Annotated in this window: 18 protein-coding genes; 12 read left to right on the top strand and 6 right to left on the bottom strand. The window is 72.7% G+C overall.

All coding sequences use genetic code 11. The features are described 5' to 3' along the window. The first annotated feature begins 11 nt into the window (after positions 1 to 11). Both AC067J_RS39370 and AC067J_RS39365 read left to right on the top strand, forming a co-directional pair. Complete coding sequence (locus AC067J_RS39370; protein ID WP_478307610.1) at positions 12 to 1,361, top strand: ATP-binding protein; 1,350 nt, start codon at positions 12 to 14, stop codon at positions 1,359 to 1,361. Positions 1,362 to 1,617: 256 nt separating this feature from the next. Then, positions 1,618 to 3,411 (top strand): bifunctional metallophosphatase/5'-nucleotidase, encoded by a 1,794-nt coding sequence (locus tag AC067J_RS39365; protein ID WP_478307609.1) that lies wholly within the window; start codon positions 1,618 to 1,620, stop codon positions 3,409 to 3,411. Positions 3,412 to 3,561: 150 nt separating this feature from the next. On the opposite strand, the gene AC067J_RS39360 is transcribed toward AC067J_RS39365, so the two are convergent. From AC067J_RS39360 to AC067J_RS39340, 5 genes are all read right to left on the bottom strand, one after another. After that, positions 3,562 to 5,118, bottom strand: coding sequence for a sensor histidine kinase (locus tag AC067J_RS39360; protein ID WP_478307608.1), 1,557 nt, complete (start codon positions 5,116 to 5,118; stop codon positions 3,562 to 3,564). Then, positions 5,115 to 5,891 (bottom strand): response regulator transcription factor, encoded by a 777-nt coding sequence (locus AC067J_RS39355; protein ID WP_478307607.1) that lies wholly within the window; start codon positions 5,889 to 5,891, stop codon positions 5,115 to 5,117. Before AC067J_RS39355 ends, AC067J_RS39360 begins: the two co-directional genes overlap by 4 nt. A 72-nt stretch (positions 5,892 to 5,963) precedes the next feature. Then, complete coding sequence (locus tag AC067J_RS39350; protein ID WP_478307606.1) at positions 5,964 to 7,178, bottom strand: S1C family serine protease; 1,215 nt, start codon at positions 7,176 to 7,178, stop codon at positions 5,964 to 5,966. Positions 7,179 to 7,272: 94 nt separating this feature from the next. Further along, positions 7,273 to 8,319 (bottom strand): LacI family DNA-binding transcriptional regulator, encoded by a 1,047-nt coding sequence (locus tag AC067J_RS39345; RefSeq protein ID WP_478307605.1) that lies wholly within the window; start codon positions 8,317 to 8,319, stop codon positions 7,273 to 7,275. Between the two features lie 124 nt (positions 8,320 to 8,443). Then, positions 8,444 to 9,178 (bottom strand): response regulator transcription factor, encoded by a 735-nt coding sequence (locus AC067J_RS39340; protein WP_478307604.1) that lies wholly within the window; start codon positions 9,176 to 9,178, stop codon positions 8,444 to 8,446. 681 nt (positions 9,179 to 9,859) lie between these two features. Here AC067J_RS39340 and AC067J_RS39335 point away from each other — a divergent pair. From AC067J_RS39335 to AC067J_RS39305, 7 genes are all read left to right on the top strand, one after another. Next, entirely contained in the window at positions 9,860 to 10,159 is a 300-nt protein-coding gene (locus AC067J_RS39335) for a MoaD/ThiS family protein (RefSeq protein ID WP_478307603.1), read from the top strand. A 5-nt stretch (positions 10,160 to 10,164) separates the two neighbouring features. Next, positions 10,165 to 11,787, top strand: coding sequence for a hypothetical protein (locus AC067J_RS39330; RefSeq protein ID WP_478307602.1), 1,623 nt, complete (start codon positions 10,165 to 10,167; stop codon positions 11,785 to 11,787). Between the two features lie 206 nt (positions 11,788 to 11,993). Beyond that, complete coding sequence (locus AC067J_RS39325; protein ID WP_478307601.1) at positions 11,994 to 12,710, top strand: LmeA family phospholipid-binding protein; 717 nt, start codon at positions 11,994 to 11,996, stop codon at positions 12,708 to 12,710. 257 nt (positions 12,711 to 12,967) lie between these two features. Continuing rightward, complete coding sequence (locus AC067J_RS39320; RefSeq protein ID WP_350517234.1) at positions 12,968 to 13,048, top strand: Ms5788A family Cys-rich leader peptide; 81 nt, start codon at positions 12,968 to 12,970, stop codon at positions 13,046 to 13,048. 260 nt (positions 13,049 to 13,308) lie between these two features. Beyond that, positions 13,309 to 14,142, top strand: coding sequence for a sulfurtransferase (locus AC067J_RS39315; protein WP_478307600.1), 834 nt, complete (start codon positions 13,309 to 13,311; stop codon positions 14,140 to 14,142). A 40-nt stretch (positions 14,143 to 14,182) separates the two neighbouring features. Continuing rightward, entirely contained in the window at positions 14,183 to 14,473 is a 291-nt protein-coding gene (locus AC067J_RS39310; RefSeq protein ID WP_030397542.1) for a DUF1416 domain-containing protein, read from the top strand. 73 nt (positions 14,474 to 14,546) lie between these two features. After that, the gene (locus tag AC067J_RS39305) at positions 14,547 to 14,864 is read left to right on the top strand and encodes a DUF3099 domain-containing protein (protein WP_478307599.1); all 318 of its coding nucleotides are present in this window, start codon (positions 14,547 to 14,549) and stop codon (positions 14,862 to 14,864) included. Between the two features lie 7 nt (positions 14,865 to 14,871). Here the strand turns inward: AC067J_RS39305 and AC067J_RS39300 are convergent, their stop codons facing one another. Then, positions 14,872 to 15,267 (bottom strand): DsrE family protein, encoded by a 396-nt coding sequence (locus AC067J_RS39300; protein WP_478307598.1) that lies wholly within the window; start codon positions 15,265 to 15,267, stop codon positions 14,872 to 14,874. Positions 15,268 to 15,540: 273 nt separating this feature from the next. Between AC067J_RS39300 and AC067J_RS39295 the strand changes: the two genes are divergently transcribed. The 3 genes from AC067J_RS39295 (at position 15,541) to ygfZ (ending at position 17,687) form a co-directional block, all read left to right on the top strand. Further along, positions 15,541 to 16,143 carry a heme-binding beta-barrel domain-containing protein gene (locus AC067J_RS39295; RefSeq protein ID WP_478307597.1) on the top strand — a complete coding sequence of 201 codons (603 nt, stop codon included), beginning with the start codon at positions 15,541 to 15,543 and terminating at the stop codon, positions 16,141 to 16,143. 106 nt (positions 16,144 to 16,249) lie between these two features. Further along, entirely contained in the window at positions 16,250 to 16,714 is a 465-nt protein-coding gene (locus AC067J_RS39290; protein ID WP_478307596.1) for a Fur family transcriptional regulator, read from the top strand. Between the two features lie 10 nt (positions 16,715 to 16,724). Continuing rightward, positions 16,725 to 17,687, top strand: coding sequence for a CAF17-like 4Fe-4S cluster assembly/insertion protein YgfZ (gene ygfZ / locus AC067J_RS39285; protein ID WP_478307595.1), 963 nt, complete (start codon positions 16,725 to 16,727; stop codon positions 17,685 to 17,687). Positions 17,688 to 17,694 lie beyond the last annotated feature (7 nt).

Below are 17,694 nucleotides of genomic sequence, written 5' to 3'. Positions count from 1 at the left end.
GGAGGCCCCGCATGGCGATCGGCAACCTCACCGACGCGTTCACCAGCCTGATGTACGGCAAGGTGGAGACCACCCGTCTGCCGGTGCGCACCTCCACCGGCCAGGCGCAGGCGGTCTACCTGCCGACCGCCGCGCCGGGGCTGGGCGACTCGGGCGTGATCATCGGGCGTGAGGTGTACAGCGGCAAGGGGTACGTCTACGACCCCTTCCAGCTGTACGGTCAGCAGCTGCCGGCGCCGCACTGGCTGGTGCTCGGCGAGTCCGGGAACGGCAAGTCGGCGCTGGAGAAGACCTACGTACTGCGCCAGCTGCGGTTCCGGGACCGCCAGGTGGTGGTGCTGGACGCGCAGGGCGAGGACGGGGTCGGCGAGTGGAACCTGATCGCCAACGCGCTCGGCATAAAGTCGATCCGGCTGGACCCGATGGCGGCCCGGGACGGCGGGGTGAAGCTCAACCCGCTGGACCCGGCGATCACCCAGACCGGGCAGCTGTCGCTGCTGCGCACCATCGTCGAGGTGGCGATGGGGCGGGGGCTGGAGGAGCGGGCCGGCTTCGCGCTGAAGGCCGCGCACGCGCACGTGGTCGCCACCGTCCAGGACCGGCAGCCGGTGCTGGACGACATCATCGACACCCTGCGCAACCCCGAGCTGTCCTCGGTGGAGTCGCTGGGGGTGGCGGTGGACGAGGTGCAGTCCTGGGGCCTGGACGTGGCGCTGGTGCTGGACCGGCTGGTCGACGGTGACCTGCGGGGCATGTTCGACGGGTCGACCACCGACGGCATCGACCTGGACGCGCCGCTGATCGTCTTCGACCTCTCGCACATCGACCGGAACTCGATCGCGATGCCGATCCTGATGGCGATCGTCGGGGTCTGGCTGGAGCACACCTGGATCAGGCCGGACCGGAAGAAGCGGATCTTCCTGGTCGAGGAGGCCTGGCACATCATCAACAGCCCGTTCGTGGCCCAACTGTTCCAGCGCCTGCTGAAGTTCGGCCGTCGGCTGGGCCTCTCCTTCGTCGCGGTGGTGCACCACCTGTCGGACGTGGTGGACGGCGCGGCCGCCAAGGAGGCCTCGGCGATCCTGAAGATGGCCTCCACCCGGACGATCTACATGCAGAAGGCGGAGGAGGCGCGGGCCACCGGCCGGGTGCTGGGGCTGCCGCGCTGGGCGGTGGAGATCATCCCCACACTTTCGCCCGGAATCGCGGTCTGGGACGTCAACGGGAACGTCCAGGTGGTGAAGCACATCATCACCGAGGCGGAGCGCCCACTGGTCTACACCGACCGCGCGATGACCGAGGACGCCGTGGCCGAACGGGTCCGTGCGGAACGCCAGTTGGCGGCCGAGCCGGGGGTCTGAGCCGGTTCCGGCAGTGTCGCCGACGCCCCCCGGCGGGCCTTCGGCGGCTCTCGCCGGGGGCGCCGGAGGCGGCCCGAAGGGGTGCGCCGGAGGGGAAAGTCCGGCGACGATTCGTCAGTAGGTAACCCTGTCGTTACGTTCAGGGTCCTGACAGCTACGCGCGTTGACTCTAGGCTGCACTCGCGCAACGACACTCAGCGCCCGCCCGGACCCGTCCACAGCAGGGCGCTCTCTCTCAGGTGCAGGGGACCCCTTCATGCTCTCCGTCAGATCCCGACGTGCGGCGCTGGCCGTCGTCGCCGCCGCCGGCCTGGTCGGCACGGTGGCCGTGCCCACCGCGGCCCAGGCCGCGGACGCCAAGCGTCCCAAGACCGTCAACCTCCAGTTGCTGGCCATCAACGACCTGCACGGCAACCTTGAGCCCCCGGCCGGCTCGTCCGGCACCATCCGCGAGGTCGACCCGGCCACCGGCCAGGTCGTCAGCACCCCGGCCGGCGGCGTCGAGTACCTGGCCACCGCGCTGCGCCAGGCCCGCATACCGGCCGACGACTCGATCACCGTCGCCGCCGGCGACCTGGTCGGCGCCTCCCCGCTGACCTCGGCGCTCTTCCACGACGAGCCCACCATCGAGGCGCTGGACCAGCTCGGCCTGGACGTCACCTCGGTCGGCAACCACGAGTTCGACGAGGGCGCCGCCGAGCTGCGCCGCCTCCAGGACGGCGGCTGCCACCCGGTCGACGGCTGCTACGAGGAGGGGCGCAAGTTCAAGGGCGCCAACTTCAACTACCTGTCGGCCAACGTCCTCAACGAGAAGACCGGCAAGCCGCTGCTGGCCCCGTACTGGGTGACCAAGTCGCAGGGCGTGAAGGTCGGCTTCATCGGCGTCACCCTGGAGGGCACGCCGAACATCGTCACCGCCGAGGGCGTCAAGGGCCTGAAGTTCGGCAACGAGGTCGCCACGATCAACAGGTACGCCGCCGAGCTGAAGGCCAAGGGCGTCAACTCGATCGTCGCGCTGATCCACGAGGGCGGCCTCCCGGCCAGCAGCACGTACAACTACGACTGCGGCGCGGCCGGCGAGGGCATCTCCGGCCCGATCGTCGACATCGCCAAGAAGATCGACCCGGCGGTCGGCGCCATCGTCACCGGCCACACCCACAACGCGTACGCCTGCACCATCCCCGACCCGCAGGGCGTGCCGCGCTCGGTCACCAGCGCCGCCTCCTTCGGCCGGCTCTACACCGAGATCGACCTGAAGCTCGACAAGACCACCGGCGCGATCGTCCGCCCGTCGGTCAAGGCCGAGAACCACGTCGTGCGCCGCACCGTCGAGAAGGCCCCGGACATGACGGAGCTGATCTCGCGCTACTCCAAGCTGGCCGCGCCGATCGCCAACCGTCCGCTCGGCTACATCGCCGCGGACGTCAACGGCCGGGGCAACAACGACCCGGAGAAGCCGCTCGGTGACGTGATCGCCGACGCCCAGCTGGCCGGCCTCGCGCCCGCCGACAAGGGCGGCGCGCAGATCGCCTTCATGAACCCGGGCGGCATCCGCTCCGACCTGGTCTACAAGGCCAGCGGTTCCGAGGGCGACGGCGTGGTGACCTACGGCGAGGCGTTCACCGTCCAGCCGTTCACCAACATGATGCAGGTCAAGACGCTGACCGGGGCACAGCTGATCCAGCTGCTCCAGCAGCAGGTGAGCGGCTCCAACGAGGCCTCGCCGAAGATCCTGCAGTCGTCCAAGGGCCTCACCTACACCCTGGACATGCGCAACAAGGGTGCCGAGCGGATCGTCCTCGACTCGGTCCGGCTGAACGGCGCGCCGATCGACCCGGCCGCCAAGTACCGCGTCGCGGCCAACGAGTTCCTGGCCGGCGGCGGCGACGGCTTCCCGGCCTTCGCGGCCGGCACCGACAAGCTCGTCGGCGCCTCCGACCTGGACGTCTTCGCCGCTTACCTCGGTGCCAACAGCTCGGCCGCCGCGCCGCTGAAGGTGCCGGCGCAGGACCGCATCAAGGTCATCGGCCCGGGCAGCTCCATCGGCTGACCGTGAGCCGGTCGGGGCGGGGCGCTGTCGGGGCGCCCCGCCCCTCTTTGCGTTCCGGAGCTGCGTTCCGGGCCTGCGTTCCGGGCCTGTCTGCCGGGCCTGTCTGCCGGGCCTGCCTGCCGGGCCGCCTCCGGGACCCGCGCTCCCGGCTCAGTCGGCGCCCGGGCCGCCGGGCAACCGGACGGTGGCCAGCGTGCCCGGGCCGTCGTCCGGGGCCGGCCCGAGCGACACCTCGCCGCCGGCCTCCCGGACGCTCTGCGCCACGATCGACAGGCCCAGCCCGGAACCCGGGAGCTGGCGCGAGGACGGGGAGCGCCAGAACCGGTCGAAGACGTACGGCAGTTCGTCCGGCGGGATGCCGGGGCCGTGGTCGCGGACGGTCAACACGCCCTGGTGGAGGCGGACTTCGACGGTTCCGCCGGGCGGGCTGTACTTGACCGCGTTGTCCAGCAGGTTGATCACGGCCCGCTCCAGGGCGGCGGCGTCGGCGTGCACGAACCAGGGCTCGGTGGCCGTCTCGAAGACCAGCCCCGGGCCGCGCAACCTTGCCCGTGCGACGGCCCGTTCGGCGATCTCGTGCAGGGCGACCACGGCGAGGTTCCGGCCGGGCTTGGGGGAGTCGGGGCGGGACAGCTGGAGCAGGTCGCCGATCAGGGCGGTGAGTTCCTGCATCTGGGCCTTCATGTTGCCCAGCAGCTTGGTCTTCGTGGCGGGCGGCAGCGGGCGGCCGGTCTCGTCGCTGCGGATCAGCAGGTCGACGTTGGTGCGCAGCGAGGTGAGCGGGGTGCGCAGCTCGTGCCCGGCGTCGGCGATCAGACGGGTCTGCCGCTCACGGGAGTTGGCGAGCGCGGTGCTCATCGAGTTGAACGAGGTGGAGAGCCGGGCGATCTCGTCCTCGCCGTGCACCGGAATGGTGCTGCCGACCTCCTCGGTGCGGGCGATGTGCTCGACGGCGTCGGAGAGCTGGTCGACGGGCTTGAGCGCGGAGCGGGCGACGAGCCGGCCGGCGAGGCCGGCCAGGATGACCCCGCCGAGGGCCACCCCGCCGAGGACGAAGGCGAGTTGGCGGAGGTCGCGCTCGACCCCGTCGACGGGGGTGGCGGTGAGGTAGGCGTAGCGTTCACCGGTGGCCGAGTCAGCGAGCAGGTTGATCCGGACCATGGCCGGTGTGCCGTCGAGGTAGCGGCCCTCCCGGTAGACGAATTCCGTGGAGAGGGTGCCGACGCGGTCGGTGGCCTTGGTCTCGATGGCCTTCGGCACCGAACTCGGCGTGAGACAGATGCTGCCGTTCTGGCCGTAGAGCTCGGTTGTGAACTGGCCGGTGCCCCGGGGCGGTACGTTGCCGACCAGGCCGGGCATGAGCCTGTCGCGGATCTTTGCTGCGGCCACCGCCTTGCTCTGGGCTTCGGCGGCCGACGGGGCGCAGTACCCGAGCCGGCTGCGCTGGAGCACCGGGTCGGCGGGCTCCAGCGCAGGCTGGTCCATGGCTCGTGAGAGGTTCTGCCTCACCTGGCCGTAGAGCTTCTCCTCCACGATGAACCAGCAGGCCAGGGCCGAGGCGGCGATGGCCACCGCGACGGCCGCCGCGGTCAGGAAGGTGAGGCGGCTGCGCAGCGAGCGGGCGCGGTACCAGGCGAGGAGGCGGAGGCGGCCGCGGTGCGGGACGCGGGGCGGTGCGAGCGGGGGCGGCGGGATCGGGGGGGTCACGTGAGCGTGCCGGCGGCCGGGCGGAGTGCGTAGCCGACGCCGCGGACGGTCTGGATGATCCGGGGCAGGCCGCCCTGCTCGGTCTTGCGCCGCAGGTACATCACGTACACGTCCAGCGAGTTGGAGGAGGGTTCGAAGTCGAAGCCCCAGACCGCCTTGAGGATCTGCTCGCGGGTGAGCACCTGCCGGGGGTGGGCGAGGAACATCTCCAGCAGCATGAACTCGGTGCGGGTCAGTTCGACGGGGCGGCCGGACCGGGTGACCTCGCGGGTCGCGGTGTTCATCCGCAGGTCGGCGAAGGCGAGGACGTCGCCCTCCTCCTCGACCGCGGCGGCCCGGGCGGCGGCCTCGGTGGCGAGGGCGTTGCGGCGGAGCAGGGCGCGGACCCGGGCGAGCAGTTCGTCGAGTTCGAAGGGCTTGGCGAGGTAGTCGTCGGCGCCGACGTCGAGGCCGGTGACCCGGTCGCCGACGGCGTCCCGGGCGGTGAGCATCAGCACCGGGACGGTGTCGCCGCGCGAGCGCATCCGGCGGACGGCGGTGAGGCCGTCCATCCGGGGCATCATGATGTCGAGCAGGACGAGGTCCGGCCGGTCGCGTTCGACGTACTCCAGTGCCTCGTAGCCGTCGGTTGCGGTGGCGACCTCGTAGCCCTCGAAGGCGAGGCTGCTCTCCAGGGCGTCCCGGAGGGCGGGTTCGTCGTCGACCACGAGGAGCCGGGCGGTGGGCTGCTGCCCGGGCTCTGCGGGGGTGCGGTCGTCAACGGACGGGGTCATGGGCGGTTGCCCTTTCTGTGGGCCTCGTGGGCGGTGGTGGGAGGGCCTGCTCGGGTCAATTGTCGGACGTCGTCAGACGTTCTGGCCGGACTGCAGCTTCGGCAGCACCTGCTTGATGTCGTCGATCGGGATGGCGAAGCCGAGGCCGACGCTGCCGGCGCTGCCGCCGCCGGCCGTGGCGCCGGCGCCGGTGGGCGAGTACATGGCCGAGTTGATGCCGATGACCTGCCCGTTCGCGTTGATCAGCGGGCCGCCGGAGTTGCCGGGGTTGAGCGCGGCGTCGGTCTGGAAGGCCTGGTAGGTGGTGGTGTCGCCGCCGGTGGGCTGGGTGGTGCCGCGCAGTCCGGGCAGGTTGGGGAAGCCGAAGCCGCCGTTGCCGCTGGTGGTGCCCTCGTCGAGCTGGACGGTGACCTCGCGGTGCTGGGCGCTGATGATGCCGGAGGTGACGGTGCCGGTGAGGCCCGCCGGGTTGCCGATGGCGACGACCGGGTCGCCGACGGAGACGGCGGAGGAGTCGCCGAGGACGGCGGGGGTGAGCTTCTTCGCGCCGCTCGCGGTGATCACGGCGGCGTCCAGGCTCTTGTCGGTGCCGGTGAGGGTGGCGCGGGTGGTGGAGCCGTCGTGGAAGGTGACGGTGATCTGTCCGCCGGAGGCCGCGCCGGAGACCACGTGGTAGTTGGTGAGGATCTGCCCGTCCGCGGTGAGCACGACGCCGGTGCCGGTGGCGGTGCCGTTGGCGGTCTGGACGGCGACCTGGACGACGCTGGGCGAGACGGCCGCGGCGATGGCGGCGACGTCGGCGCTGCCGTCGGAGCGGGCGGAGACCGGGCTGGCGACGGTGCCGGTGCGGTTGCCGGAGCCGTGCTCCTGGGCGGCGACCACGCCGCCGGTGACCCCGCCGAGCACGGCGGCGACCGCGGCGACGGCGGTGACCAGGGCGAGCCGGCCGCGCAGCAGGCCGCGTCGGGCCCTGCCGCCGTGGGAGGCCGGGCCGCTGCCGTCGCCGCCGTGCCCGGCGGGGACCGGAGGGACCGGGGGGACCGGGGGTACGGGCGGGGCGGTGGGCGGCGGAGGGGGCGGGGTGCCGACCGACGGGGTGCCGGCGGCCGGGTACCCGAAGTCCTGGTGGGTGGTGCTGCCGAGCACGGTGCCCGGGATGACCTGCGGGTCCCCGTGGCCGTATGGCGCCCCGTGGCCGTGGGGGGCCCGGCCGTACTCGCTCCCGCTCCCGCTCCCGTACGGGCCGTCGTCCTGCGTGCCGCCGCGGTACTGCTCGTGATCGCTCATGCGGACCAACGTCCGCCCGCCGGATGAGAATCCGATGAGAGTGCGCTCAGAACGCTCCGAGAAGCCCGTTGACTTCTCATAAAGCCTGGTCAGGCTAGGCCGCGGGGTCGGGCGGCGTGCAGCCGCAGGAACGCCGGACGACCAGGCGCGACGGGAACTTGCGGACCCGTTCGGTGTCCGAGCCGGGCACCATCAGCGAGTCGTCGAGCACCAGGTCGACCGCGGCCCGGGCCATCGCGTCCCGGTCGGAGGCGACGGTGGTCAGCGGCGGGTCGGCCAGCGCGGCCTCCGGCACGTCGTCGAAGCCGGCCACCGCGAGGTCCTCCGGCACCCGCAGGCCGAGCTCGCGGGCTGCCCGCAGCACGCCGATCGCCTGGTCGTCGGTGGAGCAGAAGATCGCCGGCGGGCGGTCGGGGGAGCCCAGCACGCCGAGCGCGACGTCGTAGGCGCCGTACCGGTGGAACGGCGCGTCGATCAGGTGCGGTTCGGTGGGCAGGCCGTGCGCGTCCATGGCGCGCTGCCAGCCCTCGACGTGGTCGATGACCGGGTCGCCGGGGGCGGGGGACTCCACCGGACCGCCGAAGCAGGCCACGTACGGGTGCCCGTGCACCTCCAGCAGGTGGCGGACGACGGTCTCGGCGCCGCCGACGTCGTCGGTGACCACCGCGACGTCGTCGATGGCCTCGGGCCGGCGGTGCAGCAGCACGACCTTGGCGCCCTCCATCGCGGCGAACTCCTCGGCGGCCCGCTGGGAGGGGCCCTGGCTGACCAGGATGAGGCCGGAGACCCGCATGCCGAGGAAGGCCCGGACGTAGTGGACCTCGCGGTCGTCGACGTAGTCGGAGTTGCCGATCAGCACGAGCTTGCCGCGCTCGGAGGCGGCGCGTTCGACGGCGTGCGCCATCTCGGCGAAGAACGGCTGGCGGGCGTCCGGGACGACCATGCCGATGAGGTTGGTGCGGCGGGAGGCCATCGCCTGGGCGACGCTGTTCGGCCGGTAGCCGAGCTGCTCGATCGCCGCGAGCACCTTCTCCCGGGTGGCGGGCGCGACCGGGCGCGGCCCGTTGTTGATGACGTAGCTGACGACCGCGGTCGAGGTACCAGCCAGTCGGGCTACATCGTCGCGCGTCACTTTGGCCACGGGGGGAGTCTACGCGTGTGGCGTGCGGCCGGGCAGTGGGGACCGCGGCCGCCGGGCGGTGCCCGCCGGACAGCACGGGGCGAATGCGGACAGGCCGGGCGGGTGTTCCCGCCCGGCCGGCCTGTCAGGCCTCCAGCGGTGCCGTGGAGCGCAGCGAGGCGGTCTCCGGGCGCTCCCCCTTGTCCGGCTTCTCGGGGACGACGAAGCGGTAGCCGACGTTGCGCACGGTGCCGATCAGCCCTTCGTGCTCGACGCCGAGCTTGGCGCGCAGGCGCCGGACGTGCACGTCGACCGTCCGGGTGCCGCCGAAGTAGTCGTAGCCCCAGACCTCCTGCAGCAGCTGGGCCCGGGTGAAGACCCGGCCGGGGTGCTGGGCGAGGTACTTGAGCAGCTCGAACTCCTTGAAGGTGAGGTCGAGCACCCGGCCCTTGAGCTTGGCGGAGTAGGTGGCCTCGTCGACCGAGAGGTCGCCGTTGCGGATCTCCATCGGGCTGTCGTCGGTGACGACCTGGAGCCGGCCCATGGCCAGCCGCAGCCGGGCCTCGACCTCGGCGGGGCCGGCGGTGTCGAGCAGGACGTCGTCGATGCCCCACTCGGCGGTGACCGCGGCCAGGCCGCCCTCGGTGACCACCAGGATCAGCGGGCAGCCGATGCCGGTGGAGCGGAGCAGCTGGCAGAGGCTGCGGATCTGCGGCAGGTCGCGCCGGCCGTCGACCAGGATCACGTCGGCACTGGGGGTGTCGACCAGGGCGGACCCCTCGGCGGGGGCCACCCGGACGTTGTGCAGCAGCAGGCCGAGGGCGGGCAGTACCTCCGCGGAGGGCTGCAGCGCGTTGGTGAGGAGGAGCAGAGAACTCATACCCGGTAGTCCCCTTTCCGGGTCGTCGCGGTCGCGTTACGGCTGCCGCCACAGCCGGATGGCGCACGTGCTGGGGAGGGGGAGGATGCGGACGCCGCTGGGGAACCGGGGGACTCGCCGGCGCGCACGGCGGAACGGGGCGCGCGTCGAGGGTCCCGCAACCCGCGATGCACCGTTTCTGCCCTGCTCATCTGCGAACCTTCCGGTCCTGTCCCGTTCCGGGCGGCGGCCCGGAGCCGGGGTTCCGACACCCCGGCCTGGCCCCGGCACGTCGTTGTGCCGTTTGTGGCGGGGCGGTTCCTGCGGCACGCCGGGGGTGGGCCGACGATTCGCACGAACGTCCGTACTGGCGTCCTGAAAGCACAAAAGGATCCGGGGGCGACTCTGCCCGGATCCCTCAGGGGTCGAGGATAGCCGACCCGTCCCCGCCCCGGGGAGGGCTCGAATCCGGCGGTTCGGCCTTTTCGGGCGCGCCCCGGGTGAGCCTGGCCACAGCTTCGCGGGGCCGCGGACGGGCATCGGGCCAGGGCGATTGCCGGTCGCGCGGGCGAACAGGCCATCATGGGACGCACATCGGCGGCACCGTGCGCGTACACCGTTCGGGTGGGGCGCTCGGCGGCTCCGGTGGTGGACCCGGCCGGGTTACCGGGCCCGGGCGAGGACGACGAAGAAGGGGTTGCCATGGGCGCGACCACCGGGCACGACCCGGCCGGCGCCACTCGGGTGGGCGGGACGATCCGCTACTGGGCGGCGGCGAAGTCGGAGGCCGGGCTGGCCGAGGAGCCGTACCGGGCGGCGACCCTGGCCGAGGCGCTGGAGGCGGTCCGGGAGCGGCACGCGGACCGGCCGAAGCTCGTCGGGCTGCTCGGGCACTGCTCCTACCTGGTGGACGGCTCGCCGGTGGGCGGCCGTGACCACGCGACCGTGGCCCTCACCGAGGGCGGCACGGTCGAGGTGCTCCCCCCGTTCGCGGGCGGGTGAGCGGCGTGACGGAGAGGAACGACCCCACCCCGGACGGCCGGCCGCAGCCGCAGTACCCGTACGAGCAGCCCCGGCCGCAGTACCCGCACGGGCAGGCGCAGCGGCTGCCCCCGCAGCCGCAGCCGCACCAGGCTCAGCAGCAGCCGCCCTATCCGTACGCCCCGCAGCAGGCGTACGCGCCGGATCCTTATGCGCAGCAGGGGCTTGCGGCGCAGCCGTACGCCCCCGAGGCGGGGCATACGCCGTATAGCGGCCGCCCCGGGCAGCAGCAGTCCGCGCAGCACTACGGTCAGCAGCCGCCTGCGCCGCAGACCTACGGGCAGCAGCCCCAGGCGGGCCAGGTCCCGGGCAGCCAGGCCCCGAGCGGCCAGGTCCCGAGCGGCCAGGTCCCGAGCGGTCAGCCGTACGGTGGCCACGTCCAGGTTGGTCAGCCGTACGGGCAGCAGCCGTACGGCGCCGGTCCGGGCGGAGGCGGGGGCGTGGACGACGCCGCGACCGCGCTGCTCCCGCCGGTCCCGCCGGTCCCGCCGGTCGACGACGCGGCGGCGACCGCGCTGCTGCCGCCGGTGAGGGTGTCGGGAGCGATGCCGCAGGCCCAGGCCCAGGCCTACGCGCAGGACCCGGCCCAGGCCCAGGCCCACGTGCAGGACCCGGCCCAGGTCTTCGACCCGCCGACCATGACGCTGAAGCGTCCGCCGGTTCCCGCCCCGACCGTTCCGACCGATCCGGCCGCCGCCCGGGCTGCCCGTGCCGCGCGCGCCGCCCGGTCCACGCGGCAGGCCCCGCCCGCCGGGCAGGCCCCGCCCGCCGGGCAGGCCCCGCCCGCCGCGTACACCGCGCCGGTCGCGCCCGCCCCCGGGCTGCCCGCGCAGCCGCCCCCGGCCCCCGCGGCGCCGGCCGTCCCGTCCGGCGCCGCCCGGACCGGCTCGCCGATCATCGATCCGGGCCTTCAGCCCGCTCTGATCACCGCGGGTGCGGCCGCCCTGCTGGCCGGTGGCGCGGCCCTCGGCCGGTTGCCGCTGGCCCTGGTGGTCGCGCTGCTCCAGGCGCTGACGGCGGCCGGCTGGTTCCGGCTCAACGGCATGTGGCCGGCCCGCCAGGGCATCGCGCTGGCGGCGCTCGCCGGCCTGGTGGCCGACGTGGCGGTGCTGCTGGCCGACGACGACGGCGGCACGGCGGCGGTGGTCGGCACCCTCGGCGGGTTCTTCCTGCTGGTCCTGGTGCTGCAGACGTTCCGGCCGGCCGACCCGAAGGAGCGTTTCTACGCGCTCACCGTGCTCGGCTCGGCCACCGTGGTGACGGTGCTCTGCACCGCGCTGCTGCTGGCGGACTGGGTGCCGGCGGCGGTCGGCGCGGTCGCGCTGGCGACCTTGCTGGCGGCGGCTCCGCTGCCCGGCCCGAAGCCGCTGGGCCCGGTGCTGGGCCTGCTGGCGGCGGTGGGCCTCGGCCTGGCCGTGGGCGCGCCGCCCGCGCTGGGTGCGGCGGCCGGGATCGGCGCGCTGGTCGGGCGCCGGGTGGCCGGGTACGACTTCCCGTCCCGGTTCGTGCACATGACGGCGGGCGTGGCGCTGCCGCTCGCGGTGGCCGCGCCCCTGGTGTGGATCGCCACCGAACTGCTGGCCGGCTGATCCGGCCGGTCCGGGCGTCCGCCCTCCCGGGGGCGGGCGGCCGGACCTGCGGCGTGCCGTACGACGCCCGCCCCGGAACCATGCTCCGGGGCGGGACGTCGTACGGTCGTGCGGGAGCGGCCGCTCGGGAGCGGCCCGGTCCGGATCCGGACACGGTGTGCGGATGCGGTTCGGAACACGGCGACCGGCGACGACGGGGGAGAGCGATGCGCGGCTGGCTGAAGGCGACGATCGGCCTGGTGGTGCTCTCGGGAGTACTGGTGGGCGCCGACCGGATCGCGGTCGGGGTGGCCGAGGACGAGGCCGCCGACCAGCTGTTGAAGAGCGGCCGGATGAGCCAGCGGCCGGACGTGTCGATCGACGGCTTCCCCTTCCTCACCCAGGTCCTGTCGATGAAGCTGGACGACGTGCGGATCTCCGCGGACGGGCTGACCGTCGGCGACGGCAGCCGCCAGGTGGCGCTGCACTCGTTCCGGGCGAAGCTGTCGGGCGTCGAGGTGAGCGACAGCATGAGCAGCGCCACCGTGGACAGCGGGACCGGTACCGGGCTGATCTCCTACGCCGACCTCTCCCAGCTGCTGCCGCCGGCCTCCCAGCTGGTGCCGAACGCGAGCGGGCTGGCGCTGGGCGGCAACACCCGGCTGAGCCTCTCGTACGGCGGCCCGGGCAAGATCAAGGCCGCGTTCGGGCCGGTCCCGGTCGGCGAGGGCACGGTGCACAGCAAGGGCAACACGGTGACGGCGGAGGGCTTCCGGCTGACCGGGGTGGCCGCGATGCTGGCCGGGCTGACCAGCCAGCCGCTGGATCCGGTGAGCTTCACCCTCTCCTCGCTGCCGGCGGGGCTGAACCTGTCGGAGGTCACCCCGAAGGAGGACGGCCTCCAGCTGTCCTTCGAGGGCAAGGGCGTCAAGCTCATCGGCTGACCGCCACCGCCCGGCGGCTCCGCGCCCACGCGGTTCCCGCCGGTTCGTGTCCGTTCGCCTCCGTTCCGCTCCGCGAGACGCGCTGTCCAGCGCGGACGGCGGAGCGGTGTCGTTTCCACCCCCTGACCGGGTCCCGCGGGGCGTCCGGCCGGTTCCCGACGCCCACGAATCGGTCAAATCCCAGCATGCGATCCATTTGATCTCAGTATTCGATACGCTGATGACAGCAGGTGCCGGGTGTCCCTAGCATCGTCGGCATGAAGCGACAGACGGACCTCACGAAGCGGCGGGCGGTAGACCTGTGCCGCGTGGCCGCCTGTCTGTGTCGAATGCGTTAACTCGGCGATTTGGCAGGGCGTTTGTCGCCCGCCGCCGATTCCCCCGGTGACCTGGACCGGCCCCCCGGGCCGAACGTCGCCGCCCTGCACCGCAGATCACCGCCCGGCCGTACCGCGGATCCGCCCCCGTCCCATCATTCGGACGGAATTTCGGACCGGGCGTCGTCGGGCAACCCGGCAGCACCCCTCCCCGGCCTCCGGCCGGGGACCCCAGAGCAGCAATACCTTCCGCAAACCGCCCTCGGATGGAGAACATCACCATGAGCCGTAGCGACGTCCTGGTCGACGCCGACTGGGTCCAGGCCCACCTGGACGACCCGAAGGTCGTCATCGTCGAGGTCGACGAGGACACCTCCGCCTACGACAAGAACCACATCCGCAACGCGGTCCGGATCGACTGGAAGTCGGACCTCCAGGACCCGGTCCGCCGCGACTTCATCGACCAGGCCGGCTTCGAGGCGCTGCTCAGCGCCAAGGGCATCGCCAACGACGACACGGTCGTGCTCTACGGCGGCAACAACAACTGGTTCGCGTCGTACGCCTACTGGTACTTCAAGCTGTACGGCCACGGTGACGTCCGCCTGCTCGACGGCGGCCGCAAGAAGTGGGAGCTGGACTCCCGCGACCTCGTCTCCGAGGTGCCGACCCGCGCCGCGACCGAGTACAAGGCGCAGGCCGCCGACGCCTCGATCCGCGCCTTCCGCGACGACGTGATCGCCGCCATCGGCAACCTCAACCTGGTCGACGTGCGCTCGCCCGACGAGTTCTCCGGCAAGCTGCTCGCCCCGGCCCACCTCCCGCAGGAGCAGTCGCAGCGCCCCGGCCACGTGCCGAGCGCCCGCAACATCCCGTGGGCCAAGAACGCCAACGACGACGGCACCTTCAAGAGCGACGACGAGCTGAAGGCCCTGTACGAGGCCGAGGGCATCGACCTGGCGAAGGACACCATCGCGTACTGCCGCATCGGCGAGCGCTCCGCGCTCACCTGGTTCGTGCTGCACGAGCTGCTCGGCCAGGAGAACGTCAAGAACTACGACGGTTCCTGGACCGAGTACGGCAGCCTGGTCGGCGTGCCGATCGAGCTCGGCAACTGAGCCGCCCGCTCCACCCGTAAGGCTGAAGGGAAGACAAGACATGTGCGGTGCGAAGGCCGGTGGGCCGGACCTGGCAGGAGTTGACGTGGCGAACGAGACGATCATCCAGGGTTCCGTGACCCGCGACGGCGAGCCGGTCAACGGCTACGTCCGACTGCTCGACGAGGGCGGCGAGTTCACGGCGGAGGTGCCCACCTCGGCGACCGGCCAGTTCCGGTTCTTCGCCCGCCCGGGCAAGTGGACCCTGCGGGCGCTCATCCCGGGCCAGACCGTGGACCGCCAGGTGGTCGCCTCCCAGGGCAACCTGACCGAGGTCGCGATCGCGGTCTGATCCACCTCCACCCCGGTGGACGGAGTACCGAGGGCCCCTGCCGAGCAGGGGCCCTCGGGCATACCGTGGAGGTGTGCAGGCACGCCGGCGACACCGCTACTACTTCGCCATGATGGGCGTCTGCCTCGGGCTGTTCGTGCTGGCCTGGGGCGTCGTGCGGTTCTGGTCCGTCCCGGCCGCGATCGGCATGTGCGTGGTCGCGATGGTGATCCCGCCCGCCGCCGCGGTCTTCGCCAACAAACGGGACCCCGAGGACGACTGGTGGAACGACCCGCGGTGGGAGGACCCGAAGTGGGACGACCCCGGCCACGACCGGGACCGTCCCGACAGCGACCGCCCCGACCGGGGCCGTCCCGACAGCGACCGCCCCGACCGCGGACCGCGTCCGTAGCCGGTCGTCAGTAGACGAGCGCCTGCACGCCGTCGGCCATGATCTCGCTGACGAAGACCTGTGCGCCCGCGATCCGGACACCCTCGACGGTGTCCTTCTGCTCGATCCCGCGCCGCACCGCGCACTGGGTGCAGAGGGTGACCGTGCCGGCCGCCAGGACCGACTCCAGCAGGTCCGGCAGCGGCGCCGCGTGCGGCAGCTCGAACTCGGCCGCCCGCCCGGGCAGCGCGAACCAGGACGACTCCCCGGTCAGCCAGAGCGAGACCTCGATCCCGCTGGCGACGGCGACCGCCGCCACCGTGAAGGCCTGCGAGCACCGCTCCGGCGCGTCCGCGCCGGCGGTGACCTTGATGACGAGCTTCTTCGACTGCGACTGCTGCGACTGCTGCGACTGAGACGACATGCCGACACCCTAGATCGACGACGTGGTGGGGCTCACCGAGAACCGTCGGCACCCGGCGGATAGAGTGAGCGCGAGCAAAATCCACCACACTGTCGCCGCCCTGGGAGCCCCCCGTGTCCGGTCTGGAAATCTTCTTCGACGGTCTGCTGGCCCTCATGGCCGTGCTGATCACCTGGTTCGCCATCTTCGCGGTGATGAAGCTGTACCAGGGCCAGCGCTGAGCGACTGCCGTACGGTTGAAGCAGTCCCGCACCGACGACAGTGACCAGGAAAATGATCGAGATCCCTTCTGACCTCCACCGGGACGTCGTCCCGCTCGCCTTCCTCCTCGGCACCTGGGAGGGCGCGGGCGTCTACGCCCCGCTGCCGAACGAGGAGGGCTCCGGCGCGGAGAAGTGCAACTTCGGCCAGGAGATCGTCATCCGCCACGACGGCCGGCCCTTCCTGGAGTTCCGTTCCCGTACCTGGGTGCTGGACAACGAGGGCGAGAAGGTCCGTCCGCTGGAGAACGAGCACGCGTTCTGGCGCATCACCAGCAACCACCAGGGCACCAGCGGTGTGCGCGGCGTCGAGATCTCCTCGGTCCGCGACGACGGCACGGTGGAGATCTGGTACGGCGAGCTGGCCGACGGCAAGCCGCAGATCGACGTCTCCACCGACGCGGTGGCCCGGATCGAGGGCTCGCCGGAGTACTCCGGCGGCAAGCGCCTCTACGGCTTCGTCAACGACGAGCTGCTCTGGGTCGGCGAGAAGGCCGCCCCGAACGTGCCGCTGCGGCCGTACATGTCGGCGCAGCTGAAGAAGGTGCTCAGCCCGGCCCAGCTGATCAAGGACATCAACGACCTGCCGGACGACGGCATCGCGTTCTTCCGCTGAGCCCGGCCCCTCCGCGCCGAGCACACCACGCCTGAGGTAGGGACCGGCCCCGCGGCCGGTCCCTACACTTGCCTCAGGACCCCCGACATTGGCAGGGACAGGACCCGTGGCGGACACCGGCACCACCGACTGGCAACTCTCCGGCGACTGGAAGGCCGGCCTGCGTGAACGCGGCTACCGGCTCACACCCCAGCGCCAGCTCGTGCTGGAGGCGGTCGACGCCCTCGACCACGCCACCCCCGACGAGATCCTCGGCCACGTCCGGCGGACCGCCAGCGGCGTCAACATCTCCACCGTCTACCGGACCCTGGAGCTGCTGGAGGAGCTGGGGCTGGTCTCGCACGCGCACCTCGGCCACGGCGCCCCGACCTACCACCTGGCCGGCCGCCACCACCACCTGCACCTGGTCTGCCGGGACTGCGAGCGGGTCACCGAGACCGGCACCGAGATCGCCGGGCCGCTGATCGACGGCCTGCGCGCACAGCACGGCTTCGACACCGACCTGGAGCACTTCGCCATCTTCGGCCGCTGCGCCGACTGCACCGCCAAGCGCTCCGCGGCGCAGTCGTAAGCTTTCCGGTATGAAGAGCCCGCTGCTTGCGCTGCCCGGTGCCGTCCCCGCCGAGGGAACCGACGAGGGGGTGGCCGCCCACTACGGCGACCTCTTCCGCGAGCAGCGCAGCCTCGCGCAGGGCACCGGCTTCGTGGACCTCTCGCACCGCGGCGTGGTCACCGTCACCGGCGACGACCGGCTCGCCTGGCTGCACCTGCTGCTCACCCAGCACGTGAGCGCGCTGCCGCCGCAGCAGGCCACCGAGGCGCTGGTGCTCTCCCCGAACGGGCACGTTGAGCACGCCCTCTACCTGGTCGACGACGGCACCACCACCTGGGCGCACGTCGAGCCCGGCACCCAGCAGGCGCTGATCGGCTACCTGGAGAGCATGAAGTTCTTCTACCGGGTCGAGGTGGCCGACGCGACCGCCGACTACGCGGTGGTCCACCTGCCGGCCGGCTCCACCGCCTCCGCCGAGGGCGCGGCGGCCGTCCGCGAGCTGCCGTACGGGCGGGACCTCTTCCTGCCGCGTGCCGAGCTGGCGGCGCTGACCGGGGGGTACGGTCCGGCGTCCGGGATCTGGGCGTACGAGGCGCTGCGGATCGAGGGCCACCGGCCGCGGCTCGGCTTCGAGACCGACCACCGGACCATCCCGCACGAGGTGGACTGGCTGACCAGCGCCGTCCACCTGCAGAAGGGCTGCTACCGCGGGCAGGAGACGGTGGCCCGGGTGCACAACCTCGGCCGCCCGCCGCGCCGGCTGGTCTTCCTGCACCTGGACGGCACCGAGGAGGTGCTGCCCCCGCACGGGACGGAGGTGCGGCTCGCCTCGGACCCGGAGGGGCGGGCGCTCGGCTTCGTCACCTCCTCGGCGCGCCACCACGAGCTGGGACCGGTCGCGCTGGCGATCGTGAAGCGGAACGTGCCGCTGGACGCGGTGCTGCTCGCCGGCACGGTGCCGGGGACGCAGGACGTGATCGTCCCGCAGTAGCCCCGCC

It is taken from the genome of Kitasatospora sp. NPDC042419 (assembly GCF_056437345.1).
Note: the sequence above shows the minus strand (reverse complement) of the source record. Positions and strands in the feature narration are given on the sequence as shown.

Bases quoted from the DNA above. Each gene is read 5' to 3' on its own strand.
- AC067J_RS39315 (WP_478307600.1), top strand. From the start codon at position 13,309: ATGAGCCGTAGCGACGTCCTGGTCGACGCCGACTGGGTCCAGGCCCAC.
- AC067J_RS39320 (WP_350517234.1), top strand. From the start codon at position 12,968: ATGAAGCGACAGACGGACCTCACGAAGCGGCGGGCGGTAGACCTGTGC.
- AC067J_RS39365 (WP_478307609.1), top strand. From the start codon at position 1,618: ATGCTCTCCGTCAGATCCCGACGTGCGGCGCTGGCCGTCGTCGCCGCC.
- ygfZ (WP_478307595.1), top strand. From the start codon at position 16,725: ATGAAGAGCCCGCTGCTTGCGCTGCCCGGTGCCGTCCCCGCCGAGGGA.
- AC067J_RS39325 (WP_478307601.1), top strand. From the start codon at position 11,994: ATGCGCGGCTGGCTGAAGGCGACGATCGGCCTGGTGGTGCTCTCGGGA.
- AC067J_RS39335 (WP_478307603.1), top strand. From the start codon at position 9,860: ATGGGCGCGACCACCGGGCACGACCCGGCCGGCGCCACTCGGGTGGGC.
- AC067J_RS39355 (WP_478307607.1), bottom strand. From the start codon at position 5,891: ATGACCCCGTCCGTTGACGACCGCACCCCCGCAGAGCCCGGGCAGCAG.
- AC067J_RS39370 (WP_478307610.1), top strand. From the start codon at position 12: ATGGCGATCGGCAACCTCACCGACGCGTTCACCAGCCTGATGTACGGC.
- AC067J_RS39310 (WP_030397542.1), top strand. From the start codon at position 14,183: ATGTGCGGTGCGAAGGCCGGTGGGCCGGACCTGGCAGGAGTTGACGTG.
- AC067J_RS39350 (WP_478307606.1), bottom strand. From the start codon at position 7,178: ATGAGCGATCACGAGCAGTACCGCGGCGGCACGCAGGACGACGGCCCG.
- AC067J_RS39295 (WP_478307597.1), top strand. From the start codon at position 15,541: ATGATCGAGATCCCTTCTGACCTCCACCGGGACGTCGTCCCGCTCGCC.
- AC067J_RS39340 (WP_478307604.1), bottom strand. From the start codon at position 9,178: ATGAGTTCTCTGCTCCTCCTCACCAACGCGCTGCAGCCCTCCGCGGAG.
- AC067J_RS39300 (WP_478307598.1), bottom strand. From the start codon at position 15,267: ATGTCGTCTCAGTCGCAGCAGTCGCAGCAGTCGCAGTCGAAGAAGCTC.